Origin of the sequence: Devosia ginsengisoli (assembly GCF_024707105.1) — a bacterium.
Classification (GTDB): Bacteria; Pseudomonadota; Alphaproteobacteria; order Rhizobiales; family Devosiaceae; genus Devosia; species Devosia ginsengisoli_A.
The window spans coordinates 464,052-489,775 of the sequence record NZ_JANQAJ010000006.1 but is presented as its reverse complement, the minus strand read 5'-3'; the positions used below and the strand labels follow the sequence as shown (position 1 = coordinate 489,775).

Genomic DNA, 25,724 nt, shown 5'->3' with positions numbered 1-25,724 from the left:
AAACACGTAGCAGGCATATCCGGGTCACCCAGTCATCCAGCCGTCACACCGGCGACACAAAAGCGTCAATTCGGAAAAACCTTGCGCGGCTACCATACAAAGAAAAGGGCTCCCTGGGGAGCCCTGTTTCACCTGCCGTGGCTGCGCTGGAAAGGCGCCGCGGCGGAATGAATTAGACGCTGAGCGCCTTGACGCGATTGTTGAGGCGGCTGACCTTGCGGGCGGCCAGATTGGCATGGACGATGCCCTTGGTCGCAGCGCGGTTGATTTCCGGCTCGGCAGCCTTGAGGGCTTCCATGGCGACCTTGTGATCGCCGGCCACGATGGCTTCCTCGACCTTGCGGATGAAGGTGCGCACGCGCGAACGACGCGACTTGTTGACCGCGGTGCGGGCTTCGATCTTGCGGGTAGCCTTCTTGGCTGACGGCGTATTGGCCATAACGGTCCTCTTGGCGTCCAACCGGCCGCTTGCACGCAATTCGCGCTGCAGTCGTCCGGGATGAAATGAAATCGGCGGCTTTCGACTGCCGCCAAGTTGCGCGGTCTATAGGGGAAAGGCGGGGAAGCGTCAACTGGATTCAGGGATGGAGCACGGTCTGTCTGCGCGGCAAGCCTCTGTCGCTCACCGAGTGCGCCCGAGCCCGCCGAACCCTCGTTGGGATCGGCGGGTCGGCGATATCGCGGTTGGGCCTAAGCCGCCAGTTTGGTCCAGCGCGGGGCAATGCCCGTGCCGCGGCCGAGGCCATAGCCGAAGCGGATATTGAGCATGCCGAGCGGCTCCAGCAGGCGGGCAGCGTCGATGCCACCGGTCTTTTCGACGGCGAAGCCGGCCAGGGTGGCGATATCCGATACCGCGGCGACGGCGGCCTCATCATTGCCGGCGACGAAGACCGGCACATCGGAAGTCTGGGCGGCAGGCAGATCGAACAGGCCGGCAAAGATGGTGTTGAACGCCTTGACGACCTTGGCAGCGGGGGCAGCGGCCTGCACCTGTTCGGCGGCCGACGTGGTGTGGCCGATGGCGAGGCCCGAGAAATCAGCCTTTACCGGATTGGAAATGTCGATCACGACCTTGCCCGCCAGCGCCGGATTGGCGGCGGTTTCGAGTGCGGTGTCGAAGGGCAGAGCCAATACGACAATGTTGGCCTTGGCGATGGCGCCGGCCTGGTCGAGCACGGTGACGCCGGCCGGCAGGGTGGCGGCGAAGGCGGTGGCGGCGGCGCTGTCGCGCGAGGCCAGCACGAGATCGGTCTTGCCGGCGAGGCGCTTGGCCAGCGCCTTGCCCATATTGCCGAGGCCCAGGATTGCGATTGTGGTCATTGGAAGTCTCCCGTGATGTGCGGTTGCGATGACCTCAAGATGCGGCTTGCCGATTGCAAAGGGAATTGCTTGTCTGGTGCAAACACAATTGCGTAAAAGTATCGAATGGCCGAACTCGACGAATTGCGCACCTTCATCTCCGCTGCCCGCATTGGCAGCTTTGCCCGCGCGGCGCGCCAGCTCAACCTGTCGCCCGCCATGGTGGGCCGGCGCATCCAGACCCTGGAGCAGCGCTATGGTGCGACCCTGATCGAGCGCACCACGCGCAGCCAGCGGCTCACCGAGGCGGGGCAGGCTTTCCTCCTGCGCGCCGAAGCGGTGATCGAGGCCACGGAGGCTTTGGGCGATTGGGGCGAGGGCGGCGCACTGACCGGGCGGCTGCGGCTGAGCGCGCCCACGACACTGGGTATCAGGCGGCTGCCGCCCATCATCGCGCGCTTTACCGCCGCCCATCCCGGCGTGATCTTCGAGATGAGCCTCGCCAATCGGCGGGTGGACCTGGTGTCCGAGGGCTATGACATGGCGGTGCGCATCGGTGACCTGCCCAGTTCGAGCCTCGTAGCGCGGCGCATCGGCACCTATCGCTTCGTCTGCTGTGCAGCGCCGGAATTCCTCGCGCGGCATGGCGCGGTACAGCATCCAACCGATCTGGCGCGCTGCCGCTGCGTGCTCAACCTCAATATCGTGCCGCGCAACCGCTGGAGCTTCATCGACCCTGCGGGGGAGACACTGACCGTAGAAGTGGCGGGGGGCTTCGAGATCGACAATGACGAGGCTCAGCGCATGCTGGCCATCGACGGGGCAGGCGTGGTCTATCTGCCGCGCGACCTGGTGGAGGACGACATTGCCGAAGGCCGGCTGGTGCCGTTGCTCGTCGATTGGCAATTGCCGACCATGCCTATCCACGCGTTGCACCCGTCTCGGCATTTCGTGCCGCGGCGGGTCAGCGCCTTCATCGCCGAGTTGGCCGAGGGCTTTCGGGGCCACTAACCCAGGTGTGCCGCCACCTCGTCCTTGGTTGGGATGGCCGGCTGGGCGCCGGGTTTGAGGCAGGCAAGGCTGGCTGCGACAGCGGCACGGCGCATGGCCGCTTCGAGGTCGAGACCGGCATCGAGCCCGGCGGCGAGATAGCCGCAGAATGTGTCGCCGGCGCCTACCGTATCGACCGGCTTGACCGGCAGGGCGGGCACGGCGATGCGCTTGCCTTCGGCCGTAACGGCCCGGGCGCCATCGCCGCCCAGGGTGACGATGACGGTCTGGTGGTGCTTTGCGGCCCAATCCGCCATGGCGGCGTCGAGTTCATCGATCCCCCGGCCGGACAGCAGGGCGAATTCGGTTTCGTTAGCGATGAAGATAGCGGCCTTGGGGGCGATAGCGGCCGTGCTGTCGAGGAAGGGTGCGGTATTGAGAATGGCGGTAATGCCCTGTGCCTTGGCCAGGTCCAGCGCCCGCTCCGTGGCCGCCTGGGGAATTTCCTGCTGCAGCAGCATGACGCCGCCGCTGACGCCCTCGATAGCCGCATCGGCGTCCTCCGCGGTCATCTTGCCATTGGCGCCGGGCAGGATGGCGATGACATTCTCGCCGTCGGCATCGACGAAGATCATGGCAATGCCGGTGGCGCCGTCCACCACCTTCATGGCCGAAAGGTCGACCCCGTCGGCCTTGAGCAAAGCGAGAGCCATATCGGCAAAGGCGTCGTTACCGACACCCGAGACATGGCGCACCTCTGCACCGGCGCGGCGGGCCGCCAGCGCCTGGTTGGCACCCTTGCCGCCGGCTGCCATGGAGAAGGTGCCGCCGGCCACGGTTTCGCCCGGCTGGGGCAGGCGGCTGACAGTGCCGATCTGGTCGAGATTGGTCGAGCCGAAGACGGTGATCATGCGAGCATCTTTTCGATAGTGTTCCAGTTGCGCATCGTGTCGAGCACACCCTTGTCGAGCTGGGCATAGAGGGGCTTGAGCACCTCCTCGATGCCCTCCGTATAGCGCCCGTTGGGCTGGCGGTACCCGGCAATGTAGATATCGCGGGCATCGATGCGCAGGATTTCGGTATGGCCTGGCCGATCCTCGATGGTGAGGTTTTCAGGCAGGGGCTTGTCGAACATCAGCACATGGCGGGTAAAGTCCGCCTTGGGATCAAGGCTGTCGAATGGGTGGGCCGTCAGCATCGCTTTGAGCTCGGCCTCGGAGCGCAGCACCACTCCGACCCCGAAACCGAATTGCGCTTCGATGGTCTTTTCCAGCTTTTCCTTGATGGCCTCGGCTGTGCCTTCGGCCTCGAAACGCACATTGCCGCTGGCCACCACGGTCTTGACCGCGGCAAAGCCGGCCGCTTCGAGGCAGGTGCGCAACTCGGCCATCTTGACCTGGCGCTTGCCCAGGTTGATGCCGCGCAGGAAGGCGAGCCAGACAGCCATCACGTCTTCCCCTTGCCCTGCGGGTAGATGGTTTCACCCCGCGCCAGCATCTCGACGAAACCGGCAATCTTCTTTGCCCGGCTGGCCGGCGTCTTGAGGCTGATGGTGCGGAAAGTCAGCGCAAAACGGTTTTGCGCGCTGAGTGTGGCATAGGTGGACTGTGCCGCCGGATTCGCCTTGATGGCGGCCAGCAGGTCCTCGGGCGCTTCCATCGTGGTGCGATAGGCCGCGTCCCAACGGCCATCGGCCTTGGCGAGCTCGACATGCCTAAGGCCATGCTGGGTCATGCGGCCTTCCTCGACGAGGCGGGCGACATTGTCCTTGTTGATCTGGCTCCACAGGCTCTTCGGCTTGCGATGAGTGTAGCGCTGTACGAAGGATTCTTCGTCCCAGCTTTTTTTGATGGCATCGATCCAGCCCCAGCACAGGACGACATCGATAGCCTCGACCGGGGTTATGGTTGGCTTGCCACTGCCCTTCTTGAAGATGCGGATCCAGACCTCGTCCTGGCTGTCATGGTTCTCCGCCAGCCAGTCGTAGAAGGCGTTCTTATCGGTGAATTCCCGGACTTTTGCCGGATCGACGATGACCGGTGCCATGGTCAGGCCTCGGGTGCGCCGGCGGCGGCGAGAATGGCTTCGAGTTTCGGATCGAGCAGCTCGGCCGCGGGCAGTTGGATGCCGAAGGAGCCGGACAGCACTTCGCGCATCTCGGCGACGCTGGTCAGCAGCCGGCTTTCGGAGGGCTCGCCTGCCACATGGGTGGTAAAGCGGTTGTCGCGCAAGGCCAGCCTTTTGCCGGCGGGCGACAGCGCTACGCGCAATTCACGCGTGAAAGGCGAGTCCGTGGAGAGCTGGAGATTCGATGCCGCATAGTCCGCTTCGGTCTTTTCGGCCGTGTCGAAGCTGTAGAGCGGTTTCCAATTGTCGCCGATGCTGGCTTCCAGCACCCAGTCCGGCGCGCCGCCGACAAGGCGGAAGGTCTCGTGCGGGGTGGCCTGCTCGATTTCGGATTTGAGCTTGAGCGGCGCGGTCAGCGTCAGCCCGCCGAAGCCGGTATCGGCAATATAGGTGGCGCCCCCGATTTCGACGGCCAGCAGCATATGCGTCGGCGGCCGGTCGATGGCCGTGGGGTCGCTCCACAGCACACGCGCTGCCAGGCCCCGCACGGAAAAATCGAGCTCGCGCAGCACTGCCATGAGCAACAGATTGTGCTCGTAGCAATAGCCACCGCGGCCCTCGGCCAGCAGCTTTTTCGCGATGCTGTTGAGGTCGAGATTGACCGGCAGGCCAAGCAGTGGATTGAGATTTTCAAAGGCGATCGCCGTCGGATGCAGCGCATGGATCAGTTCGAGAGTCGCCAAGGTCGGGGCGATCGATCCGGCAAAGCCGATTCGCTCGAAATAGGCGTTCAGATTGACCTTTTGGCTCATTGGCCACCCTTGCCGCTGGTTGCGCACGGCCCGCAATATGGGCGATGCGGCGGCCGCTGTCACCGGCCGGTTTGGCGATTTAGGCGCGCCGGGGGCTGGACAAGGCTTCGCTTGGCAGCGGAACCGGCAGCAAATCAGGCGGCATAGGCGACCCAGCCGCGGAAGCTCAGCGCGGCATAAAACAGGCTCACACCGGCAAAGCCCGCCTCCCGCAACATGGATTCTTCCTCCTCGGGCGCGAGGATGGACAGGCGTGTGCCGATGGCCTGCCGCGCCGCTTCGAGCTGGGCCGGATCGGCATCGGGGGCCGCAGGCCAGGCGACGTGGCGCGCGATCCAGGTCGAGCGCTCGGGTTCGGTCTGGGGAAAGCTGATATGGGCGAGGAGCAGCGGCGCACCGGGCCTGAGGCGGCGGTGCAGTTGGCGCAGCGTGTCGAGGCGCTCTTCGCGCGGAATGAAATGGAAGGTGAGGAGGCTCACTGCGCCGTCGAATGGCCCCTCGGGCGCGGCGTCGATATAGCCTTCATGCAGTGCGATGCGGCTGCCATGCGGATCAACGGCTTGCCGAGCTAACTCCAGCATTGCGGGGGAGGGGTCGATACCGTGGAACGACCAGTCGGCATGGGCATCGGCCAGCGCCTTGAGTTCCAACCCGCCCCCGGCACCGAGCACCAGCACGCTGCCATCGGCCGGGACCCGCTCGGCCAGCAACAGCGATACCATGCGATGGAGGCTCGCAAAGCCCGGCACCTGCCGCGGCGGGCCCTCGGCATAGGACGGAGAGGTGTGGTTGCCAAAGGCGTTAGGTTTCATGTGCGGACCATGAGCAGTTTAATGTAACTATTATTGTTACATGAAAATCCGAGCGAGGCGAGACCTTTCATTGTAGGATGCCGCATCCTTGTCCATTCGCCGGCTCCCATGGATTCCATCCTCAACGCAGCAGCCCTGGCACTGGCCACCGGCGATGTGCTGGGCGCCCTCAATAGGGTCGCCTTGCGGAATGACCCCGCGGCGCTGGCGCTGCGCGGTATCGCCATGGCGCAACTGGGCGACCTGCCACGGGCCCGGGAATTGTTGAAACAGGCGGCCCGCGGCTTCGGCCGGCAGGAATCGGTGGCGCGTGCCCGCTGTATTCTCGCCGAGGCCGAGATTGCGCTGGTTTCCCGCGACCTGACCTGGCCCGACCGCCGGCTGGAAGCAGCCCAGGCGGTGCTGGCGAACCGGGGCGACCGGGCCAATGCAGCGCATGCCGCCATCATCGCGGCGCGCCGCCATCTGCTGCTGGGCCATCTCGACCACGCAGACGAACAACTGGCGTTACTCGCGCCCGAAACGCTGTCGCCGGCCCTGCTGGCTAGCTATTGGCTGGTCCATGCGGGCATGGATATCAGACGCTTGCGGGTCGCATCGGCCCGGCAGGCATTGCAGCATGCCGACGCAGCCGCGCGCCGCTCGGGGATAGAAGGGCTGGTGGCGGAGGTGGAGGCGGCAAGCCTGCCGCTGGATGGCCCGGCCGCGCTGTTGCGTCGCCATGGCGTCGAGGCGGCGGTTTCGCTGGACGAGGTGGAGGCGCTGCTGGCGTCCGACACCCTGGTCGCCGATGCCACGCGCAATGCCCTGCGTCAGGGTAACGAGCTGGTTTCGCTGGCGACGCGTCCGGTCCTCTTCGCCCTGCTGCGCACGCTGGCCGAAGCCTGGCCTGGCGATGCGTCGCGGGAAACGCTGCTGAAGCGCGCCTTCCATGCCCGCCATGCCGATGAATCGCACCGCGCCCGGCTGCGCGTGGAGATGACCCGGCTCCGCCAGCTTATCACGCCCCTCGCCGATGTGTCGGCGACGCCGGCCGGGTTTCGGCTCGTACCGAAGCGGGGCGAGGCGGTGGTGTTGGCCTTTCCGCTGGAAGACCAGAGCGCCGCCGTCATGGCGCTGCTGGCCGATGGGGAATTGTGGTCGAGCTCGGCGCTGGCACTGGTGCTCGACACCAGCGCCCGCACGGTGCAGCGGGCGCTTCAGGGTCTGCAGGAGGCGGGGAAAGTCCAGGCAGTCGGGCGGGGCCGCGCACAGCGCTGGACCCTGCTCACCCTGCCCGGCTTTCCCACCACCCTGCTGCTGCCGGGCGCCGGATAGTATCAGGCGCGCCGGACGATATGGACCTTGCCGCTTTCGCCGCCACCGCAGAAGAAACGGTCCGCACCGTCGGATTCGACGCCCGAAACGCTGATGCCCGGCATGTCGAGGTTGACGAGCACGTTGCCATTGGCCGGGTCGATGCGGGCGAGGCCACCATCGCCGTCGTCCGAATAGCCATGCCACAATTCGCCATCGACCCAGGTCACGCCGGTTACGAAGCGGTTGGTCTGGATGACCCGCTGCACCGCGCCCGTATCGGGATCGATCTGCACGATCTGGCGGTCGTTATACTGGCCGACCCATAGCGAGCCATCTGCCCAGGCCAGCCCCGAATCCTTGCCCGCACCCGGCGCCGGGATAGTGTCGACGACCTTGCCGCTCTGTGGATCGACCTTCTGGATGATGGCATCGGCGATCTGGTACAGGTGCTGCCCATCATAAGCCGTTCCCGCATGGGCGGGCAGGTCGAAGGTGGTGACTTCCGCCCCGGTGACCGGATCGAACGAGCGCATCCGGTCACCCGTGGCGGCCCAGACATGGTGTCCGTCGTAACTGACGCCATTCACGGCTCCGCCGGCATTGCCGACGAACTCGCCCACGATTTCTGCTCGCTTGTTCATACCGACTGTCCTTTCGAGGTGTCCGGACGAAGCCGCTCTGCCACGAATAGCTCGATACTATCGCGAAATGTGCCGACATCGGCCAGCCTGTGATCGTCGAGTGAACGCAGCGTATTGATAGTGTGACGCTCGAAGCGCCATTGGCGATAGCGATTGATCCACGATCTAAACATGATCATCTCCTCTGCAAGTGGCCAAAATCGGCCAGTGGCAAAGGTCTAGCAGCGGTATGCCCGGGGGTGAGAGTTACAGATGTGACGGCTTTTACCGGCGGAAACGCAGCGTCCAGACAGCATGGATCACCCGGACGAGCCGGTTGACGAGCATGGAACCGATATCGGGGTGATTATGCCTGTGCCTTGCGCACGCGGATGACCACATCCACATGGCTGACCTTCATGCCCTTCGGGGCATCCGGCAGGCTGGCGAATTCGACCGAGGAAGCGGGAATGTCGATCATCCGCTGCTCATCCTCAACGTAAAAGTGATGATGGTCCGACGTGTCGGTGTCGAAATAGGAGCGCGAGGCATCGACCGCTACTTCCCGCAGCAGGCCGGCTTCATGGAACTGATGCAGCGTATTGTAGATCGTTGCCAGGGACACATTGACCCGAGCCTCGGACGCCTCGCCATGCAACTGCTCGGCGCTGACATGGCGATGCGGCCCGCCAAACAGCAGCTCGGCCAGGGCGACGCGCTGGCGGGTCGGGCGGAGACCGGCCATGCGCAGGACTGCGGTGAGGCAGGGCTTGCGCGACGGCATGGAACGGGCGGTCTGAATACGATCGGTCATTGGGTCCTTGAAGGTCGGAACGGCCGGAAATGCTGGCTTCCTTATAACTATGGCAGAAAGTTCATACAAGCGGCAGGCGTGCCGCAGGCCGGGCAATTGCCCACAATGGCTAAGGGCCGCTGACTTGACCCTCTCCCCGCGCCTCTATACGAGACAAAACACAAGGTTCTCAGGGGTATCAAGGCATGGCCGAGCGGCAAAATGCATTTGGGTATGACGAGCTGCTGGCCCATGGCCGTGGCGAACTGCCCGGTCAGATGGATGCCCGCCTGCCGGCGCCCCCCATGCTGATGTTCGATCGCATCACCCATATCGGCGATACGGATGGCGAATTCGGCAAGGGTTACGTGACCGCCGAACTCGACCTGCGGCCGGACCTCTGGTTCTTCCAGTGCCATTTCATCGGCGATCCGGTCATGCCCGGATGCCTGGGGCTCGATGCGCTCTGGCAGATGACGGGCTTCTTCCTGGGCTGGTCGGGCTCGCCCGGTCGCGGCCGCGCGCTGGGTGGCGAGATCAAGTTCACCGGCCAGGCGACAAACGACAAGAAGCTGCTGGAATATCGCATCGACATCAAGCGGCACATGCGCTCCCCGCTGCCCTTCGGTATCGCCACCGGCAGCGTCAAGGCGGATGGCGAGGTCATCTATGTTGCGGAGAATCTCAGGGTGGGCCTGATTCCCGTCGCATGAAATGCTGAAAAGCATCTCATAGGGGTGCAATGAGCCAAATTCGCACAAGATAATAAGAGACGCCTGCCCAAGGGCGCCCGAGCAGGACTATAGAGCGAGGACACGATGAGACGAGTTGTCGTAACCGGCATGGGTATCATTTCCTCGATCGGCAATTCGCTGGACGAGGTGACTGCGAGCCTGCGCGCCGCAAGGCCGGGCATTGTCGCAGCACCGGACTATGCCGAACTGGGTTTCCGCAGCCAGGTCAAGGGCGATCCCGGGCTCGACCCGTTCGAAATCCTCGATCGCCGCACCACCCGCTTCATGGGCAAGGGCGCGGCCTGGAACTACCTCGCCATGCAGCAGGCCATATCAGATGCCGGGCTCGAGGAATCCGACATTTCCAACCCCATGACGGGAATCGTCATGGGCTCGGGCGGCGCCTCGACCCGCACCATCGTCGAAGCCGCTGATATCACGCGCAAGAATATGAGCCCCAAGCGCATCGGGCCGCTGGCCGTGCCCAAGGCCATGGGCTCCACTGCCTCGGCGACGCTCGCCACCCCCTTCGGCATCAAGGGCATCAACTACACGATCACCGCCGCCTGCGCGACGTCCAAGCATTGCATCGGCAATGCCATGGAACAGATCATGCTGGGCAAGCAGGACATTGTCTTCGCCGGCGGCCACGAGGATCTGGATTGGACGCTGTCCGACCTGTTCGACGCCATGGGCGCCATGAGCTCGGACTTCAACGATACCCCGGAAAAGGCCTCCCGCGCCTATGACGCGGCGCGCGACGGCTTCGTTATTTCCGGCGGCGCTGGCGTGCTGGTGCTCGAAGAATACGAGCATGCCAAGGCGCGCGGCGCGAAGATCTGGGCCGAGCTGGTGGGCTATGGCGCCACCTCTGATGGCCTCGACATGGTCGCCCCGTCGGGCGAAGGCGCCGAGCGCTGCATGCGCATGGCGCTGAAGAACGTCAAACAGAAGGTCGACTACATCAACCCGCATGCCACCTCGACCCCCGTGGGTGACCTGCGCGAGATCGAGGCGATCCGCGAGCTGTTCGGCAACGAGGACAAATGTCCACCCATTTCCGCCACCAAGTCGTTGACCGGCCACAGCCAGGGCGCGACCGGCGTGCATGAATCGATCTATTCCATCCTGATGATGAAGCATCGCTTCATCGCCGAAAGCGCCAATATCGAGGTGCTAGATCCGGCTTTCGAGGACATGCCCATCCTGCGGCAGCGCCGCGACGATGTGGATCTGGGCGTGGTGCTGAGCAATTCGTTCGGCTTCGGCGGAACCAATGCGGCGCTGGTGTTCAAGCATCCGGATGCTTGATTGACGCACTTCAATACGAAAACTCGCTGAACCGCCCGCCCTTGCCGTCATAAGTCAGCACGCGGCCAATCAGCGGCTCCCCAATCCCCGTGATCAGCTTGATGGCCTCCATGGCCATCAGCGTGCCGATCACGCCGGTCAGCGGCCCCAATATGCCAGTGGCTTCGCAACTGGGCAGATCAGCGTCATCGGCGTCTTCGGGATAAAGATCACCGAAGCGCGGGCCGGCGGGGACAAAGATGGTGACCTGGCCGTCGAACATCGAGACGGCGCCCGAGACCAGGGGCAGGCCGAGTGCCTCGCAGGTGGCGGCGACGGCACGGCGGGTGGCAAGATTGTCGGTGCCGTCCAGTACCAGCGAATATTCGGCGAAGATACCGGCTGCGTTTTCGGGCGTCAGCCGGACATTGAGCGACACGATCTTCACATGCGGGTTGAGTGCGCCGGCGAAGTCCTCGGCGCTCGTCACCTTGGCCTTGCCTATGCCGCCGGTCGTGTGGAGCACCTGCCGCTGCAGGTTGGATAGCGATACGCTGTCGTCATCGATGATGCCAATGGTGCCGACACCGGCGGCCGCCAGATAGGCAATGACCGGGCTGCCCAATCCGCCAGCACCGATCACCAGTACCCGCGCGGCTTTCAGCGCCTGCTGGCCGGCCCCGCCCATGCCCTTGAGCACCAGATGGCGCGAATAGCGCCGTGCTTCCTCGGGCGAGAGCGGATCAGTGGGCAAGGGGCACCGCGATGAAGCGCCGGTCAGGCCCCTCAAAGCCCAGCGAATAGACGCTGACAATGGCCACCACGCCCGCCGTGGGATCGGTATTGAAGGCGGCAAAACTGTCGAACGGCGCAATCACCCCATAGAGCCGATAGGCTGAAACGCAGCCCCGGCTTTTTGGCACCGTCACATCGCGGTGCACTTCCGTGCTGGTACCATCCTTGGTGTAGGTGAGAGCAAAGCCGGTGAGAGGCTCATCGGTATAGCTGGCGCAGGTGCCATCGCCCAGCGCGGTGAAGCTCTCCAGCGTCAGGTCGAACACATGGGCCGGTGCGCTCATGCCATAGCTCGGCCAGCCGGCGGTCATCCTGTTGAAATCGGCATCGACCGTGCCGTCGCCATTGAGCGCCAGAATTTCCACCGGCTCAGTGATGCCATATTGCTCGAGCAGCGGCTGGGCCTGCGCATGCGCCTCGGCGCGGGCCTGACGCAGGTCGACACTCTCATCGTCAATGCGCACGCGGATCGGCGCGCCCTTGACCCAATCGTCGCTGCTGAGATCGAGCACATAGATATTGGTATAGGCAAAGCCCGACCCGTCCTGGATGCCGTATTCCTCGAAGGCGAAATAGCGGAAGTCGTCGGAATAGCCGAGGTAGTCGATACCGGCCCGGTCGCCGGCTATGGCTGGGGCGGCGAGGGTGAGGGCGCCGAGAAGAGCAGCGCCGAACCAGCCGCCATGGGCTGTGGCGCGACGGGGCGCCGGTTCAGTCCCGACCCGTTGAGCCGAAGCCACTATGACCGCGTTCAGTGTCATCTAGCGTCTCCACCGTTAAGAAACTTGCGGCGCTGATCGTGGCGATCACCATCTGGGCGATGCGGTCGCCACGGCGCAGCGTGAAATCCTCCTGCCCCAGATTGATCAGAGGCACCATCACCTCGCCGCGATAATCGGCGTCGATAGTGCCCGGTGCATTGAGCACCGTCACCCCAAATTTGACGGCGAGACCCGAGCGTGGGCGTACCTGCGCCTCGTAGCCCTCGGGCAGCGCCATGGCAAAGCCGCAAGGCACCAAGGCGCGCTCACCCGGCACCAGCACCAAGGCTTCGCCCTCCGGCAGCGCGGCCGCAAGGTCCATGCCGGCGGCGCCCTCAGTCTGCCGCCCGGGAATGGGCAAGCCCGCACCATGCGGCAGCCAGACCAGGTTGACAGAAACCATATCAGCCATCATTCGGACCTCACAGTGCGCCGGTCAGTAGACGCCACAGCACCACCGCCATGGTGAGGCCGGTGACCCCGATCAGGCCCAGCAGCGCCCAGCGCATCAGCCCATCGCGGCGCGGCGTCATCTTGCCGGCATGGTAATCGGCCAAAGCCAGTTCGGCCTGCGCGGCGATGACCGGCAGGCGCCCTGCCGCCTCGGCAATGGTATCGAAATGGTCCTTGAGGTCCTGCAGGCGCCCCAACGGTCCAGCCTCCTTGCGCAGCCAGTCGCCCACCACCGGCTCGGCCACGGTCCAGATATCGAGATCGGGATCGAGCGCGCGGGCCACGCCTTCCACCAGCACCATGGACTTCTGTAGCAGCACCAGTTCGGGTCGGGTCTGCATGGAGAAAAGGTCGGTGATGGCAAAGAGCTGGCCCAGCACCTTGGCCATGGAAATATCGGCGGCGGTACGGCCATGCAGGGGCTCACCGATGGAACGGATGGCCAGTGCGAAATCGTCCACCGACTGGTCCTTGGGCACATAGCCGATATCGAAATGCCGCTCGGCCACCAGGCGATAATTACGCGTGATGAAGCCGTAGAGGATATCCGCCAGGAACCGGCGCTCCCGCCGATTGATGCGGCCCATAATGCCGAAATCGACGGCGATCACGTCGCCGGTCCTGGGATCGGCGAACAGATTGCCCGGATGCATGTCGGCATGGAAAAAGCCGTCGCGGATGGCGTGCTTGAGAAAACTCTGCAGCAGCTTGGATGCCAGCGCCTTGCGGTCGACGCCCGCCGCATCGAGCGCGTCATGCTCGCGGATCGGGATGCCCTCGACCCATGACGTAGTCAGCACATTCTGTGCCACATGGTCCCAGGAAATGGTGGGAATGACAAAGCCGGTATCGTCCTTGATATTCTCGGCCATTTCCGAAATGGCGGCGGCTTCGAGCCGCAGGTCGAGTTCGAGCCGGGCCGAGCGGTCGAGGGTTTCGACCACCTCGGTGGGGCGCAGGCGGCGCGTCGAGCGCACCAGGCCCTCGGCGAGGCGCGCCGCAGCGTAGAAAGATCTCGATATCGGCCATGAAGCGAGCTTCGACACCGGGACGGAGCACCTTTACCGCCACGGTTTTCGGCAACCCATTGGCCGGCTTGAGCCGCGCCTTGTGCACCTGGGCGATGGACGCCGCGGCAATGGGAGGCGAGAGCTCGGTAAGCTGGGCGGCCTTGTCCCCGAGCGCCGCGGCAAGAATGTCCGGCACCAGGGCCGGGTCGAACGGCTCCATCTTGTCCTGCAGGCCGGAGAGGTCATTGGCAATTTGCGCGCCAACCACATCTGGGCGCGTGGCCAGCGTCTGGCCGAATTTCACATAGGTCGGACCGAGCCGGTTGAGTGCCTTGTTGAGGCGTTCGACATGGCCGGTCTTGCGCACGCTGGGGCGTTCGACCAACCGGCCCAGCCAGATGCCGAAGCGCAGCGGCGCCAGGGCCGGTGGCAGCTCGCCGGGAATGGACAGCGCCCCTTCGCGGGCGAGAACGTAGCCGGCGCGGGCGAGGCGGAAATAGGCGGAGAAGATCAAATCTTCCACCCCGAGAACAGCGTGGCGATGTTGCCGGTGAGGGAGGTATGCTTCACCCGCTTGAAGCCGGCACTGGTCAGCATGGCGGAGAAAGCCTGCGGGTTGGGGAATTTGCGGATGGATTCCACGAAATACTGGTAGGGCTGGGAATCGCCGGTCACCACCTTGCCCATGGGCGGGATGATGCGGTCCGAATAGAGCCGGTAGACGGCGTCGAAGCCCGGCACATCGACCTGCGAGAATTCGAGCACGAGAATGCGCCCGCCACGCTTGAGCACGCGATGCGCCTCGTTCAGCGCCTTCTGGACGCGCGGCACATTGCGGATGCCGAAAGCGATCGTATAGGCGTCGAAGCTGTTATCGTCGAAAGGCAGTTCCTCGGCATTGGCCTCGACGAAGCTGGCCTGTGCCGGATAGCGCCAGGTCTTTGCCCGCTCGGCCCCGACCCGCAGCATGTCGGCATTGATGTCGGAGACCACGACTTCGGCATAGCCGACCGAGGCATTGACGATGCGCTCGGCGATGTCGCCGGTGCCGCCGGCCATGTCGAGCACCTTATAGGGACGTGCGCCGGATTTGGGTGGGGCCAGTTCGCTGACCATGGCGCCCTTCCAGAGCCGGTGCACGCCACCGCTCATCAGGTCGTTCATCAGGTCGTAGCGGTCGGCAACATCGTGAAAGACCTTGTCGACCAGGCCCTGCTTGTCGGCCATGGCCACGGTCTGCTCGCCGAAATGAGTGGTTTCTTTCGCGTCAGTCATGGAATAGCTCGATGCATCTTGGATTGGCCATCAATCCATCTTGGATTGACGCGCACCATATATAAGGCGTTTTGGATTGCCCATGGTGCAAAGCCGCACAGGTAAAGAGACAAAAAATGCCCGAACTGCCCGAAGTCGAAACCGTTCGACGTGGCCTGGAGCCCTGGCTGGTGGGTGCGACCATCGACAAGGTCACCCTCAAGCGCAAGGACCTGCGCTTTCCTTTCCCGGATGGACTGGCTGCAGCGCTGGAGGGTCAGAGCATCGTCTCGGTGGGGCGGCGGGCCAAATACCTTCTCATGACGCTGGGCAATGGCAGGACCGTACTGAGCCACCTCGGCATGACCGGCTCGTGGCGCTTCGCCGAACACGGCATCGACAAGCCGCCGCGCTATTACGAGCCGGGCACCGAACCCAAGCACGACCATATGGTGTGGGACATCACCCACCCCAAACACGGCAAGAGCCACCTCATCTATGCCGATCCGCGCCGCTTCGGCTTCATCGACCTCTATGACGATGTGGCGGACAGCCCCTATCTCAGGGAGCTTGGCCCCGAGCCCCTGGGCAATGACTTCAATGCCGCGGAAATGGCGGAGAAGTTCAGGGGTAAGAAAACACCGATCAAGGCGGCTCTGCTCGATCAGCGCGTGGTGGCGGGGCTGGGCAATATCTATGTGGCCGAGGCTTTGCATCGCAGCCACATCCTGCCCACCGTGCTGGCCGGAACGCTGGTGACGCCGACAGGCGCCCCCAAGCCGGCACTGGACGATCTGGCTCATGCCGTGCGGCAGGTTCTGGTGGAGGCCATCGAAGTCGGCGGCTCGACCTTGCGGGATTTTCGCAATGCCGAGGGCGGCTCGGGCTATTTCCAGCACCGCTTTGCCGTCTACGACCGCGAAGGCGAGCCATGCCCGACGCCACTCTGTACAGGCACGGTGCAGCGCATCGTACAGTCCGGGCGCTCGACGTTCTTTTGCCCGGTATGCCAGAAAGCGCCCTAGAGGCGTCCTGGTGCCGCGCAAGCCCGTGCTGCTTTTGCCGCAGTCGCCTGCTAAACAAGGGGCATAAGAAGACTACCGGAGGATGCCCTAATTGGCCCCGATCGATCTTTCCTCTGCCCCATTCAATCTCGATGACGAGGCCATCGCCTGGGTCGCCGCGACGCGTGATGGCCTGACGCCGCGCGACAAGCTGGCCCAGCTCTTCGTGCTGCTGGCGCGCGGCACGCCGGATCAGGTCGCAGCCGAGGTGCGTGGCTTCAAGCCGGGTGGCATTACCCGCATCTATTCCGACGATCTGGTTGCCGAGATCAACCTGGCACGCGAACTGGGCGCTCTGAGCCCCATTCCCCTGCTGGTCAGCGCCGACCTCGAAGGCAGTCGGATGAGCCTGCCCTTCGGCACGTCAGTACCCAACCCGCTTGGCCTCGCCGCGGTGGACGATGTCGAGGCGACCACGGCCATTTCCACCATCATGGCGAAAGAGGCGGCGGCCGTCGGGCTCAACTGGAGCTTCACTCCCGTCATCGACATCAACCAGGCCTGGCGTAGCGCCATTGTCGGCACCCGCTCCTATGGTAGCGACATGGACAAGGTCGAGCGCCACGCGCTGGCGCAGATATCAGCCTTCCAGGCCAATGGCGTCGCCGCCACGGTCAAGCACTGGCCGGGGAAGGCTATGACGACCGCGACCAGCATCTGGTGACCACGGTCAATCCGCTCTCCATGCCGGAATGGGAAAAGACTTTCGGCCAGCTCTATCGCAAGGCGATTGCGGCAGGCGTGATGAGCGTCATGTCGGCCCATATCGCCTTGCCCGCCTTCGTGCGCGCGCTCGATCCCGATGCCGGCGCCGAGGCCTATCGCCCGGCCTCGCTGAGCCGAGTTCTCAACGAAGACCTGCTGCGGCGCGAACTGGGCTTCAACGGCCTCATCGTCTCCGACGCCACGCCCATGGCCGGCATGGGCGATTGGGGGCCGCGCGACGAAGTGCTGCCCGAAGTCATCATAGCAGGCTGCGACGTGATCCTGTTCACCGACGACGCCAATGGCGATCTGATGCGGCTGGTCAAGGCCGTGGCCGATGGTCGCCTGAGCCAGGAGCGGGTGGACGAGGCGGTGACGCGGGTCCTCGCACTCAAGGCGGCTTTGGGCCTGCACAAGGCAGACCGCGCCGAACCCAATCTCGATACGGCGCGCAATGTAGTGGCCACGCCGGAAAACCTGGCTCTGGCGCAGCAGGTCACGGCGCGCGTACCCACCCTGGTCAAGGATGTCAAAAACCTGCTGCCGCTCTCACCGGCCAGGCATAGGCGCGTGCTGGTCTATTCCGGCGGCGTCATTCTGCCCTTCGTCCCCCACCCCCTGCCAATCAGCCTGCCCGAACGGCTGGAAAAGGAGGGCTTCGAGGTCACCGTCTATGCACCGGGCATGGAGGTGAGTCCGAAGAATTTCGATCTCGTGCTCTATCTCTTCGCCGAAGAAACCGTGCTCACCCGCAGCCGCATCTTCCTCGACTGGACCAGGCTCACCGGCTCGGTCTTCGGTGCCATGAGCCGGCTGTGGCACGACGTTCCGACGCTGATGATTTCCTTCGGCTATCCCTATTATCTCTACGATGCCCCGCGCGTGCCGGCCTATGTCAACGCCTATGGCTCGAGCGAAGCCATGCAGGCCGCCGTGCTGGAAGCCATCATGGGCCGGGCGCCCTTTGCCGGAACGAGCCCGGTCGATCCCTTCGTGGGCAGCGAGCAGGGGAAGTATTAGTCCGGCGGTGTGCGGTTCTGCGCCAGCACGGCGCCGGCGAGGTAGAGCGAACCGCAGATCAGCACCCTTGCATCGGGCACATCGGCTGCCGCTTTTAGCGCCGCCGTCACCGAGCGCATCGGCCGCGCATCGAAGCCCGCCTTGCGCGCTTCGTCGGCAATATAGCCCGCCTTGTGTGCATTGGGCTCGCCGGGAATGGAAAGCGTAAGAACCTGCTGAGCCATGCCCGCAAAGGGCGCCAGTACGGCTGCCGGGGCGCGGGTATTCATCAGGCCCATGATCAGCACCAGCGGCGCCGGGCGGGCGCGGTCGAGATCGCGCAGGGTCGTGGCCACGGCCGCCGCGCCATGGGCATTGTGGATGCCGTCGAGCCACAGCTCGGCGCCGGGGCCGAGCAGGTCACGCAATGGCCCGGTCTGCAGCGGCGTCATGCGGGCCGGCCAGCGCACCTCCCGCAAACCGCGGGTAAAGGCGTCCGTATCCACCGGCAGGCCAAAATGCCGTGCCGCAGCGATGGCAAGGGCCGCATTGTCGAACTGGTGCGCCCCGAGCAGGCCCGGCGGCGGCAGATCGAGCAATCCAGCGTCATCCTGATAGACCAGCCTTCCGTCCTGCTCCGCCCCGTGAAAGTCTTCGCCCTGCCAGATCGGTTGGATGCCCAGCTTCCTTGCCGCACGATCCAGCACGGCGTGACCCTCGTCTTTCTGGAGACCGATCACCGCCTTGCTGCCACGCTTGAAAATGCCGGCCTTGTTGACGGCGATTTCCCCGATTGTATTCCCGAGGAAGCCATGATGATCGAGATCGATGGGTGTGATGATGACCCCCAGCGGCTGGGCCACGACATTGGTCGTGTCATAAGTGCCGCCCATGCCGGTTTCGAGCAGCAGGTAATCGGCCTTGGTCTCGGCGAAGAGCAGGAAGGCGGTGGCCGTGGTGATTTCGAAGAAGGTCATCGGCCTCTGCGCGTTGACCCCTTCGACCTGCTCCAGCGCCGCGTTGAGCCGCCGCGTTCCCACCAGCTTGCCCGCCAGCCGGATGCGCTCGTTGAAATGCACGAGATGGGGCGAATTGTAGGCATGCACCTTTTTGCCCGCCGCTTCGAGGAAAGCGCGCAGATAGGCAATCGTGGAACCCTTGGCATTGGTGCCGGCGACGTGGATCACCGGCGGCAGATGCTCATGCGGGCTGCCGAGATCGGCCAGCAGCGGCAGGATACGATCGAGGCTGAGATCGATCAGCTTGGGGTGCAGCGCCGAAAGGCGCTTGAGAATGGCATCGGTACGGGACATGGACTCACCAGCGGCAGGCCCCGATCAGGTACCCCCGATTGGCGCGCCGCTCAATGGCTGTCCCGGCGATGCTATTCCGCGTGGGCTGCCGCTACCGGAGCCAGATCGCCATCGTCGCCTTCGGCGGCCACGGCGGCATCGCGCAGGCTGGTCCGCACCACGGCAGGGGCGGTATCGGTCAGCGCGCCCGAGGCTTCCGCCTTGGTCAGGATGGCCGAGAGCGAACCGATGGTCGAGCGCAGGTTGTGGCGATGCACCACCATGTCGACCATGCCGTGCTCATAGAGATATTCCGAGCGCTGGAAGCCCTTGGGCAGCTTTTCGCGGATGGTCTGCTCGATGACGCGGGCGCCGGCAAAGCCGATCTGCGCACCCGGTTCGGCCAGGTGCACGTCACCCAGCATGGCATAGGAAGCCGTGACGCCGCCGGTCGTCGGATTGGTCAACACGACGAAGAACGGCAGGCCCGCTTCGCGCAGGCGCAAAACCGCGACGGTGGTGCGCGGCATCTGCATCAGGCTCAGCACGCCTTCCTGCATGCGCGCGCCGCCCGAGGCGACGAACAGCACGAAGGCCGTCTTGCGGTTGGCCGCGGTTTCAAGGCCCGTGATGATGCCCTGTCCGGCCGCCATGCCGAGCGAGCCGCCCATGAAATCGAAATCCTGGATAGCGACGGTGACGTCGCGCTCGAACAGCTTGCCGGTGGCCACGATCACCGAGTCATCGAACCCGGTCTTGGCGCGGTTTTCCTTGAGGCGGTCGGGATAGCGCTTCTGATCGCGGAACTTCAGCGGATCGACAGCCACTGATGGCACCGGCACAAGGTCATATTCGCCATTGTCGAGGAAGGTCTTGAGCCGGTCGGCTGGCTTGATCTTCATGTGATAGCCCGAATTGGGCACCACCCACTGATTGGCTTCGAGGTCGCGATAGAACACCATCTCGCCGGATTCAGGGTCCTTGACCCAGAGATTTTCCGGCGTGTCGCGCTTCGTGTTGAGGAACGAGCGGATTTTGGGGCGGACGAAATTGTCGATCCAGTTCATCGGGGTGCCTCGTGAAGGGACTGTTGCGTCACCTAAGGGTCAATTGTGGCGAATGTTATCAGGGGCGGTGGGGGAGGGCAAAGGTGAAGCCGGTGGTTGTGGAGAGAACCCCCACCCTTGATCGCTCCCAAGGGGGCGGGAGACGATGGAGAAACCTTCGGTGGCATACTGCAACCGCAAGCGCCGAGCGGGCTTCCCTCCCCCTTGTGGGGGGAGAATGAGGGTGGGGGGTTCTACCCCCGAGCCCGCTTCACGCCGGCAAAGATGTCGGCCACCAGGTCCCGCACGGCGGCGACGGTCTTGTCCGTGGCCTTGCCATCGACCAGCGACTTGCCCACGGCATCGACCAGCACCGTGCCCACCACGATGCCATCGGCATGCTTGCCGATCTCTTCGGCATCCTCGGCAGTCTTGATGCCGAAGCCCACGGCCACCGGCAGGTCGGTATGGGTCTTGATACGCGCCACGGCCTCGCCCACCGCTGCGCGCGACTTGATCGCGGCGCCGGTAATGCCGGTCATCGACACGTAATAAACGAAGCCCGACGTATTCTTGAGCACGGCTGGCAGGCGCTTGTCGTCGGTGGTCGGCGTGGTGAGGCGAATGAAGTTGAGGCCGGCCTTCAGCGCCGGAATGCAGAGTTCTTCATCCTCTTCCGGTGGCAGGTCAACGATGATGAGCCCGTCCACGCCCGCTTCCTTGGCCGCAGCCAGGAACTTGTCGACGCCGAAACTGTAGATCGGGTTGTAGTAGCCCATCAGCACGATGGGCGTGGTCTCGTCCTTGCGACGGAAATCCTCGACCATGCCGAGCACGCCGCGCAAGGTCATGCCGCCGGCCAATGCACGCTGTCCGCCCATCTGGATCGCCACGCCATCCGCCATGGGGTCGGAAAACGGCATGCCGAATTCGATGATGTCGGACCCCGCCTGCGGCAAGGCCTCCATGATCGCCTGGCTGGTGGCAAGATCGGGGTCGCCGGCCATGACATAGGTGACAAATGCCGGGCGACCGGCGGCCTTGGCTTCGGCGAAGCGTTTTTCGATGCGAGACGTCATGATCTACAGCAGCCCCAGATAATTGCCGACGCTTTCGACGTCCTTGTCGCCGCGCCCGCTGAGGCACAGCACGATCGAGGTGTCCTTGCCCATGGCGGGCGCCACCTTCATCACCTGCGCCAGCCCATGCGCCGATTCCAGCGCCGGAATGATGCCTTCCATCTTCGTGCAGAGCTGGAAGGCTTCCAGCGCTTCATTGTCGGTGATCGGCGCATAGGTGACGCGCTTGGTATCGTGCAGGAATGCGTGTTCCGGGCCGACGCCGGGATAGTCGAGACCTGCCGAGATGGAATGACCTTCGAGGATTTGCCCATCGCTATCCTGCAGCAGATAGGTGCGGTTGCCATGCAGCACGCCGGGGCGGCCGCCGGTCATGCTGGCGGCGTGGCCGTTCTCGGTGTCGATGCCGTGCCCACCCGCCTCGGCGCCATAGAGCTTGACCGAAGGGTCATCGAGAAAGGCATGGAACGTGCCGATGGCATTGCTGCCGCCGCCGACGCAGGCCACGACGGCCTCCGGCAGCTTGCCTTCCGCCTCCTGGAACTGCTGCTTGAGTTCGGTGCCGATCACTGACTGGAAGTCGCGCACCATCTCGGGATAGGGGTGCGGCCCAGCGGCGGTGCCGATCAGATAATAGGTGGTGTCCACATTGGTCACCCAGTCGCGCAAGGCCTCGTTCATCGCGTCCTTGAGCGTGCCGGCGCCGGCCGTGACCGGGCGAACCTCAGCGCCCAGCATCTTCATACGCAGCACGTTCGGCTTTTGCCGTTCCACGTCGGTGGCGCCCATGAAGATGGTGCAGGGCAGGTCGAACTTGGCGCAGACCGTGGCCGTGGCCACGCCATGCTGGCCGGCGCCGGTCTCGGCGATGATGCGCGTCTTGCCCATGCGCTTGGCGAGCAGGATCTGTCCCAGGCAATTGTTGATCTTGTGGGAGCCGGTATGGTTCAGCTCTTCGCGCTTGAGCCACACCTTGGCGCCACCGAGATGGCTGGTCAGCCGCTCGGCGAAATAGAGCGGGCTGGGGCGGCCGGTATAATGGGTCGCCAGCATCTTGAGTTCGCCCAGATAGTCCGGGTCGACCTTGGCGGCGCGATAATGCGCCTCTAGGTCGAGAATGAGCGGCATCAGCGTTTCGGCCACGAACCGCCCGCCATAAAGCCCGAAGCGGCCGTCCTCGTCGGGGCCGTTACGCAGGGAATTGATGCCGTCCATCGTGGTCCTCTCGATGCCCCGAGAGAACCTCATCCTGAGCTTGTCGAAGGACGAGGTTCGGTGCGCACGACCTCGTGGTTCGACAGGCTCACCATGAGGTCTGTCAGCGCTTTGCTTTAGCCGGCTGCGCGCGCGTTCCGGATGAACGCCTCGATCAGCCTCTTGTCCTTGACGCCCGGCGCGCTTTCGACGCCGGAGGACACATCGACCCCGAAGGGGCGCACGGTCTTTATGGCGTCGGCCACGGTCTGCGGCGTCAGCCCCCGGAAAGCATGAAGGGGATGGATGGGTCAAGCGCCTTGAGCAGGCTCCAGTCGAACGTATCGCCCAGCCCGCCCGGCCGGTCGGCCCCTTTGGGCGGCTTGGCATCGACCAGGATGCGATCCGCGATATCGACGAAGGCAGGCACTTGCGCCACGTCCTCGGCCGAACCGATGGGCAGCGCCTTCATGATCTCGACACCGGCTTCGGCCCGGATCGCTTCGACCCGATGCGGGGTTTCCGGTCCATGCAGCTGGATCCAGTCCGGCCCCAGCGCGGCAATTTCGGCCACGCAGCTATTGTCGGGATTGACCAGCACCACGCAGGTTTCGATGCGCCCGCGCGCCTGGGAGATCAGGTCGGCGATCTCCTCGACCGAGGCATGGCGCGGCGAGCGCTGGAAATGCATGAAGCCGACCATATCGGCACCACCAGCGATGGCGGTTTCGAGCATGTCAGGGGTCTTGATGCCGCAAATCTTGATGACGAGAGGTTCGGCCATCGTGTCGCTCAACGCAGCTCCAGAAGATCATCGACTTCGGCCAGTGGGCCGGAAGCGGCCTGGCCAGTGTTGCGGCGCAGCTTTTCCAGCTCGCCATTGAGCATATGCGCCTCGCGACGCCAATGTTTTTCCCGGCGCCGATGGCTGCCCTGCGCAAACCAGGTCGCCGTACCGCCCAGCAGCACGCCCACCAGCAGCACGACATAGAGCACCACGAAGAGCGGCACGCCATAGCCCGGCGCCACGCTGGCCTCGACCGGTGCGAAGGGATTGAAATTGACCACGACGAAATGCCGGTTGGCGAGCGCGAAGACGATCAGCCCCAGGCATAGTGGGACAAGGACCACCCAACCGACGATTCTATTGACCATGCGCCTGGTGACCTATGGAGCCCTGGCCCCGTTACGAGCGGTTGAGCCGCTCGCGGATTTCCTTGCCGGCCTTGAATTGCGGCACATATTTCTCGCCCACATCGACCTGCTCGCCGGTCCGCGGGTTGCGGCCGATGCGCGCCGGGCGGTTCTTGACCGAAAAGGCGCCGAAGCCACGCAACTCGACCCGGTCACCCCGGGCCATGGCGTCCCCGATCTCGTCGAGGATGGCATTGACGATATTTTCGATATCACGCTGGAACAAATGCGGATTTTCCGCCGCGAGTTTCTCGACGAGTTCCGACTTGATCATCCCGGGCTCCAGTTGGCAGGCCGTCGCCTCCCTCTAGTTCAGGAAGCGGTGCCAACCTGCCAAAGCGAGACCAGCCCGTCAAGCGTGATGGGACCATCGGGCAGGCCGAGGGCGGCGCGGGCCTGTCCATTGAGGAAGGTTCCGATCAGATCGAACCCCTGCTGCGGCTCGGGCCAGACCGTGCGGATATCGAGATCGGCGCCTACATCGCGCTCGGTTTCGAGCCAGTCCATGGCTTCCTTTTCCCCGCCGATCGCGTCGATCAGCCCGCTCTCGACGCCCACCCGGCCTGTGACGATCCGTCCATCGGCCAGACCAAGCGTGGCAGGCCGTGTCAGCCCCCGCCGTTCGGCCACCACATCGACGAACCACTGGAAGCTGTCATCGACCAGGGCGGCGATGGAAGCGCGGGGCGCCCCTTCCATCGGCTCGTCGAAATCGGGTTCCGCCTTGAGCGGACCAGAGGCCACCTTGTCGAGATCCACGCCGATCGTCTCCATCAGCTTGCCGGCATTGACATGCTGGTACAGCACGCCGATGGAACCGACGATGGAGAGCCGCCGGGCAAAGATATGGTCGGTGGCAATAGCGGTCATATAGGCCGCCGAAGCGCCCAGCTCGCCGATGACTGCCACAGTAGGCTTGGCTGCCCGCAACTGCCCCAGCGCCTCGTAGAGTTCCTCCCCACCGGCCGTGGTGCCGCCGGGTGAGTTGATGGCGACGATCACGGCCTTGACCGCATCGTCTTCGGCCAGGTCGTTGATGGCCTTGAGCCGCGCCCGATCCGTCGTGATCGTGCCATCGATCACCAGCCTGGCCACATAATCGCCCACCGGTCCCTGCGGCAGCGCAAAGCGCCCCAGGCCGACAATGATGGCGATGGCCAGCGCGATAAAGGCCAGCACCCGCCACAGCCCGCGCGAACGGCGATAGGTTTCGGCGGCGATGACGGCATGCGGGTCGTTGGACGTTTCGGTCATGAAGGGCTCGGCTGGCGCTGGTCGACTGTCACCACGTGGTGTTCCACAAACTCGGGTCGCTCCACAAGGTATTGATCGTCCTCTGGATAATAGCTCGCCCGCTGATAGTCCTCGCCGGCAAACGCACGCACCGCGTCATAGTCGGTCCACCAGCTTATGGTCGAAATCTCGCTGGTGCCGTCACCCAGGTCGCGCAACAGGATCTGATAGCCGAGATTGCCCGGCGTTGCCGCATAATGCGCAGCGCCGGTCGCTTCCACGTAATCCACATAGGCCGAGCTGTCCGCCGTGCGGATACGGCCCGTCCATTTTCTGAAGATCATGGCAATTCTCCTGATTCAGGTGAGCGGTTTGGCCATCAGCCGCGCCGCCTGCTCGTAGCTGGCAAGCTTGCCGGCCAGCTCAGGCGCTGCCACTTCGCGGAAGCCGTGCTTGTACCAAAAGGGCAGCGAGCCGTTGACCGCGACGAGGCTGGCGGTGGCGAAGCCGGCAGCTCGCGCGTGGCGTAGGATATCGCCGACGATCATCGCCGCCGCGCCAGTGCCGCGCGCGGACGGCAGCAGCGCCAGATCGTGCAGGTAATAGGTATCGGCATCATCGGGAATGGCGCCGAGCAGGGAATTGAGCTCCGGCAGCGCCTTGAAATGCCAGGGATGGGACAGGATGTAGCCGGAGGGCACACCATCCAGTTCGAGCAGCCGCGTTCCGTCCGGATAAAGCAACTGCCGCTCGGCGAACACCGCCATATCCTCGGGAAATGAAGGATGCACCCGCGCGGCGATGATTTCGACCGCGGGCAGGTCGAATGTCGTCATGGCCCGCCAGTGCATTGCATTCCCCATCCGGTCCTTAAAAAGCAAAAAGGCCCGCGCTGTGAAGCGCGGGCCAGATATTTGCCGGGAGACAGA

At 64.3% G+C, this 25,724-nt stretch carries 29 protein-coding genes and 3 pseudogenes; 6 read left to right on the top strand and 26 right to left on the bottom strand.

Annotation, left to right across the window (positions count from 1 at the left end; all coding sequences use genetic code 11):
* Window positions 1-172: 172 nt before the first annotated feature.
* Together rpsT and NVV79_RS06135 are read right to left on the bottom strand one after the other, a co-directional pair.
* Window positions 173-439, bottom strand: a complete 267-nt coding sequence (rpsT, locus tag NVV79_RS06140; protein WP_056255689.1) for a 30S ribosomal protein S20 — start codon at window positions 437-439, stop codon at window positions 173-175.
* Between the two features lie 251 nt (window positions 440-690).
* Window positions 691-1,320 (bottom strand): NADPH-dependent F420 reductase, encoded by a 630-nt coding sequence (locus tag NVV79_RS06135; RefSeq protein ID WP_303987229.1) that lies wholly within the window; start codon window positions 1,318-1,320, stop codon window positions 691-693.
* A 105-nt stretch (window positions 1,321-1,425) separates the two neighbouring features.
* Here NVV79_RS06135 and NVV79_RS06130 point away from each other — a divergent pair, with 105 nt between their 5' ends.
* Window positions 1,426-2,310, top strand: coding sequence for a LysR family transcriptional regulator (locus tag NVV79_RS06130; RefSeq protein ID WP_303987227.1), 885 nt, complete (start codon window positions 1,426-1,428; stop codon window positions 2,308-2,310).
* Here the strand turns inward: NVV79_RS06130 and NVV79_RS06125 are convergent.
* From NVV79_RS06125 to NVV79_RS06105, 5 genes are all read right to left on the bottom strand, one after another.
* Window positions 2,307-3,200, bottom strand: a complete 894-nt coding sequence (locus NVV79_RS06125; RefSeq protein ID WP_303987225.1) for a ribokinase — start codon at window positions 3,198-3,200, stop codon at window positions 2,307-2,309. The two genes, NVV79_RS06130 and NVV79_RS06125, sit on opposite strands and share 4 nt — an antisense overlap.
* Window positions 3,197-3,736, bottom strand: a complete 540-nt coding sequence (locus NVV79_RS06120) for a DUF1697 domain-containing protein (RefSeq protein WP_303987223.1) — start codon at window positions 3,734-3,736, stop codon at window positions 3,197-3,199. Before NVV79_RS06120 ends, NVV79_RS06125 begins: the two co-directional genes overlap by 4 nt.
* Entirely contained in the window at window positions 3,736-4,335 is a 600-nt protein-coding gene (locus NVV79_RS06115; protein ID WP_303987221.1) for a YdeI family protein, read from the bottom strand. The genes NVV79_RS06120 and NVV79_RS06115 overlap by 1 nt, the downstream gene beginning before the upstream one ends.
* Window positions 4,336-4,337: 2 nt before the next feature.
* Window positions 4,338-5,168: an arylamine N-acetyltransferase gene (locus NVV79_RS06110; RefSeq protein ID WP_303987219.1), complete on the bottom strand. Its 831-nt coding sequence runs from the start codon at window positions 5,166-5,168 to the stop codon at window positions 4,338-4,340.
* Window positions 5,169-5,302: 134 nt separating this feature from the next.
* Window positions 5,303-5,980, bottom strand: coding sequence for a class I SAM-dependent methyltransferase (locus NVV79_RS06105; protein WP_303987217.1), 678 nt, complete (start codon window positions 5,978-5,980; stop codon window positions 5,303-5,305).
* A gap of 108 nt (window positions 5,981-6,088) precedes the next feature.
* On the opposite strand from NVV79_RS06105, the gene NVV79_RS06100 reads away from it, so the two are divergent.
* Window positions 6,089-7,297 (top strand): helix-turn-helix domain-containing protein, encoded by a 1,209-nt coding sequence (locus NVV79_RS06100; RefSeq protein ID WP_303987215.1) that lies wholly within the window; start codon window positions 6,089-6,091, stop codon window positions 7,295-7,297.
* Between the two features lie 2 nt (window positions 7,298-7,299).
* Here NVV79_RS06100 and NVV79_RS06095 read toward each other — a convergent pair whose 3' ends face one another.
* The 3 genes from NVV79_RS06095 to irrA form a co-directional block, all read right to left on the bottom strand.
* Window positions 7,300-7,920 carry a glutamine cyclotransferase gene (locus NVV79_RS06095; RefSeq protein ID WP_303987213.1) on the bottom strand — a complete coding sequence of 207 codons (621 nt, stop codon included), beginning with the start codon at window positions 7,918-7,920 and terminating at the stop codon, window positions 7,300-7,302.
* A complete protein-coding gene (locus NVV79_RS06090) occupies window positions 7,917-8,093 on the bottom strand; it encodes a DUF1127 domain-containing protein (RefSeq protein ID WP_303987211.1) in 177 nt (58 codons plus the stop codon). The genes NVV79_RS06095 and NVV79_RS06090 overlap by 4 nt, the downstream gene beginning before the upstream one ends.
* Before the next feature lie 173 nt (window positions 8,094-8,266).
* Window positions 8,267-8,713, bottom strand: coding sequence for an iron response transcriptional regulator IrrA (gene irrA, locus NVV79_RS06085; protein ID WP_303987209.1), 447 nt, complete (start codon window positions 8,711-8,713; stop codon window positions 8,267-8,269).
* Between the two features lie 185 nt (window positions 8,714-8,898).
* Here irrA and fabA point away from each other — a divergent pair, with 185 nt between their 5' ends.
* A complete protein-coding gene (gene fabA / locus NVV79_RS06080; RefSeq protein ID WP_303987207.1) occupies window positions 8,899-9,405 on the top strand; it encodes a 3-hydroxyacyl-[acyl-carrier-protein] dehydratase FabA in 507 nt (168 codons plus the stop codon).
* 105 nt (window positions 9,406-9,510) lie between these two features.
* Window positions 9,511-10,737, top strand: coding sequence for a beta-ketoacyl-ACP synthase I (gene fabB / locus NVV79_RS06075; RefSeq protein WP_303987205.1), 1,227 nt, complete (start codon window positions 9,511-9,513; stop codon window positions 10,735-10,737).
* Between the two features lie 10 nt (window positions 10,738-10,747).
* Here fabB and NVV79_RS06070 read toward each other — a convergent pair whose 3' ends face one another.
* From NVV79_RS06070 to ubiE, 6 genes and pseudogenes are all read right to left on the bottom strand, one after another.
* Window positions 10,748-11,470, bottom strand: coding sequence for a molybdopterin-synthase adenylyltransferase MoeB (locus tag NVV79_RS06070; protein ID WP_303987203.1), 723 nt, complete (start codon window positions 11,468-11,470; stop codon window positions 10,748-10,750).
* Window positions 11,460-12,272 carry a DUF2259 domain-containing protein gene (locus tag NVV79_RS06065; protein WP_303987200.1) on the bottom strand — a complete coding sequence of 271 codons (813 nt, stop codon included), beginning with the start codon at window positions 12,270-12,272 and terminating at the stop codon, window positions 11,460-11,462. The genes NVV79_RS06070 and NVV79_RS06065 overlap by 11 nt, the downstream gene beginning before the upstream one ends.
* Complete coding sequence (dut, locus tag NVV79_RS06060; RefSeq protein WP_303987198.1) at window positions 12,223-12,684, bottom strand: dUTP diphosphatase; 462 nt, start codon at window positions 12,682-12,684, stop codon at window positions 12,223-12,225. The genes NVV79_RS06065 and dut overlap by 50 nt, the downstream gene beginning before the upstream one ends.
* Window positions 12,685-12,694: 10 nt before the next feature.
* Window positions 12,695-13,702, bottom strand: a complete 1,008-nt coding sequence (locus NVV79_RS06055) for an AarF/UbiB family protein (RefSeq protein WP_303987196.1) — start codon at window positions 13,700-13,702, stop codon at window positions 12,695-12,697.
* A 91-nt stretch (window positions 13,703-13,793) separates the two neighbouring features.
* A pseudogene (locus tag NVV79_RS06050) lies at window positions 13,794-13,955 on the bottom strand (AarF/UbiB family protein); the annotation flags it as partial.
* A 290-nt stretch (window positions 13,956-14,245) separates the two neighbouring features.
* The gene (gene ubiE, locus NVV79_RS06045) at window positions 14,246-15,010 is read right to left on the bottom strand and encodes a bifunctional demethylmenaquinone methyltransferase/2-methoxy-6-polyprenyl-1,4-benzoquinol methylase UbiE (RefSeq protein ID WP_303987194.1); all 765 of its coding nucleotides are present in this window, start codon (window positions 15,008-15,010) and stop codon (window positions 14,246-14,248) included.
* Window positions 15,011-15,126: 116 nt separating this feature from the next.
* Between ubiE and mutM the strand changes: the two genes are divergently transcribed.
* Together mutM and NVV79_RS06030 are read left to right on the top strand one after the other, a co-directional pair.
* Entirely contained in the window at window positions 15,127-16,014 is an 888-nt protein-coding gene (gene mutM, locus NVV79_RS06040; RefSeq protein WP_303987192.1) for a bifunctional DNA-formamidopyrimidine glycosylase/DNA-(apurinic or apyrimidinic site) lyase, read from the top strand.
* 205 nt (window positions 16,015-16,219) lie between these two features.
* Window positions 16,220-17,778: pseudogene (locus NVV79_RS06030) on the top strand (glycoside hydrolase family 3 protein).
* Here the strand turns inward: NVV79_RS06030 and NVV79_RS06025 are convergent.
* The 10 genes and pseudogenes from NVV79_RS06025 to NVV79_RS05980 form a co-directional block, all read right to left on the bottom strand.
* Window positions 17,775-19,070, bottom strand: coding sequence for a folylpolyglutamate synthase/dihydrofolate synthase family protein (locus NVV79_RS06025; protein ID WP_303987186.1), 1,296 nt, complete (start codon window positions 19,068-19,070; stop codon window positions 17,775-17,777). The pseudogene NVV79_RS06030 and the gene NVV79_RS06025 overlap by 4 nt on opposite strands.
* 71 nt (window positions 19,071-19,141) lie before the next feature.
* Window positions 19,142-20,116, bottom strand: coding sequence for an acetyl-CoA carboxylase, carboxyltransferase subunit beta (accD, locus tag NVV79_RS06020; RefSeq protein ID WP_303987185.1), 975 nt, complete (start codon window positions 20,114-20,116; stop codon window positions 19,142-19,144).
* Between the two features lie 233 nt (window positions 20,117-20,349).
* Complete coding sequence (gene trpA, locus NVV79_RS06015; protein ID WP_303987183.1) at window positions 20,350-21,174, bottom strand: tryptophan synthase subunit alpha; 825 nt, start codon at window positions 21,172-21,174, stop codon at window positions 20,350-20,352.
* Window positions 21,175-21,177: 3 nt separating this feature from the next.
* A complete protein-coding gene (gene trpB, locus NVV79_RS06010) occupies window positions 21,178-22,389 on the bottom strand; it encodes a tryptophan synthase subunit beta (protein WP_303987181.1) in 1,212 nt (403 codons plus the stop codon).
* 116 nt (window positions 22,390-22,505) lie between these two features.
* Window positions 22,506-23,104, bottom strand: a pseudogene (locus NVV79_RS06005) (phosphoribosylanthranilate isomerase).
* A gap of 56 nt (window positions 23,105-23,160) precedes the next feature.
* Window positions 23,161-23,523, bottom strand: coding sequence for a lipopolysaccharide assembly protein LapA domain-containing protein (locus NVV79_RS06000; RefSeq protein WP_303987179.1), 363 nt, complete (start codon window positions 23,521-23,523; stop codon window positions 23,161-23,163).
* A gap of 31 nt (window positions 23,524-23,554) precedes the next feature.
* Window positions 23,555-23,836: an integration host factor subunit beta gene (locus tag NVV79_RS05995; RefSeq protein ID WP_146291309.1), complete on the bottom strand. Its 282-nt coding sequence runs from the start codon at window positions 23,834-23,836 to the stop codon at window positions 23,555-23,557.
* Window positions 23,837-23,874: 38 nt separating this feature from the next.
* Entirely contained in the window at window positions 23,875-24,816 is a 942-nt protein-coding gene (gene sppA / locus NVV79_RS05990) for a signal peptide peptidase SppA (RefSeq protein WP_303987176.1), read from the bottom strand.
* A complete protein-coding gene (locus NVV79_RS05985; protein WP_303987174.1) occupies window positions 24,813-25,139 on the bottom strand; it encodes a hypothetical protein in 327 nt (108 codons plus the stop codon). The genes sppA and NVV79_RS05985 overlap by 4 nt, the downstream gene beginning before the upstream one ends.
* Window positions 25,140-25,154: 15 nt before the next feature.
* Entirely contained in the window at window positions 25,155-25,646 is a 492-nt protein-coding gene (locus NVV79_RS05980) for a GNAT family N-acetyltransferase (protein ID WP_303987172.1), read from the bottom strand.
* Window positions 25,647-25,724: the final 78 nt, after the last annotated feature.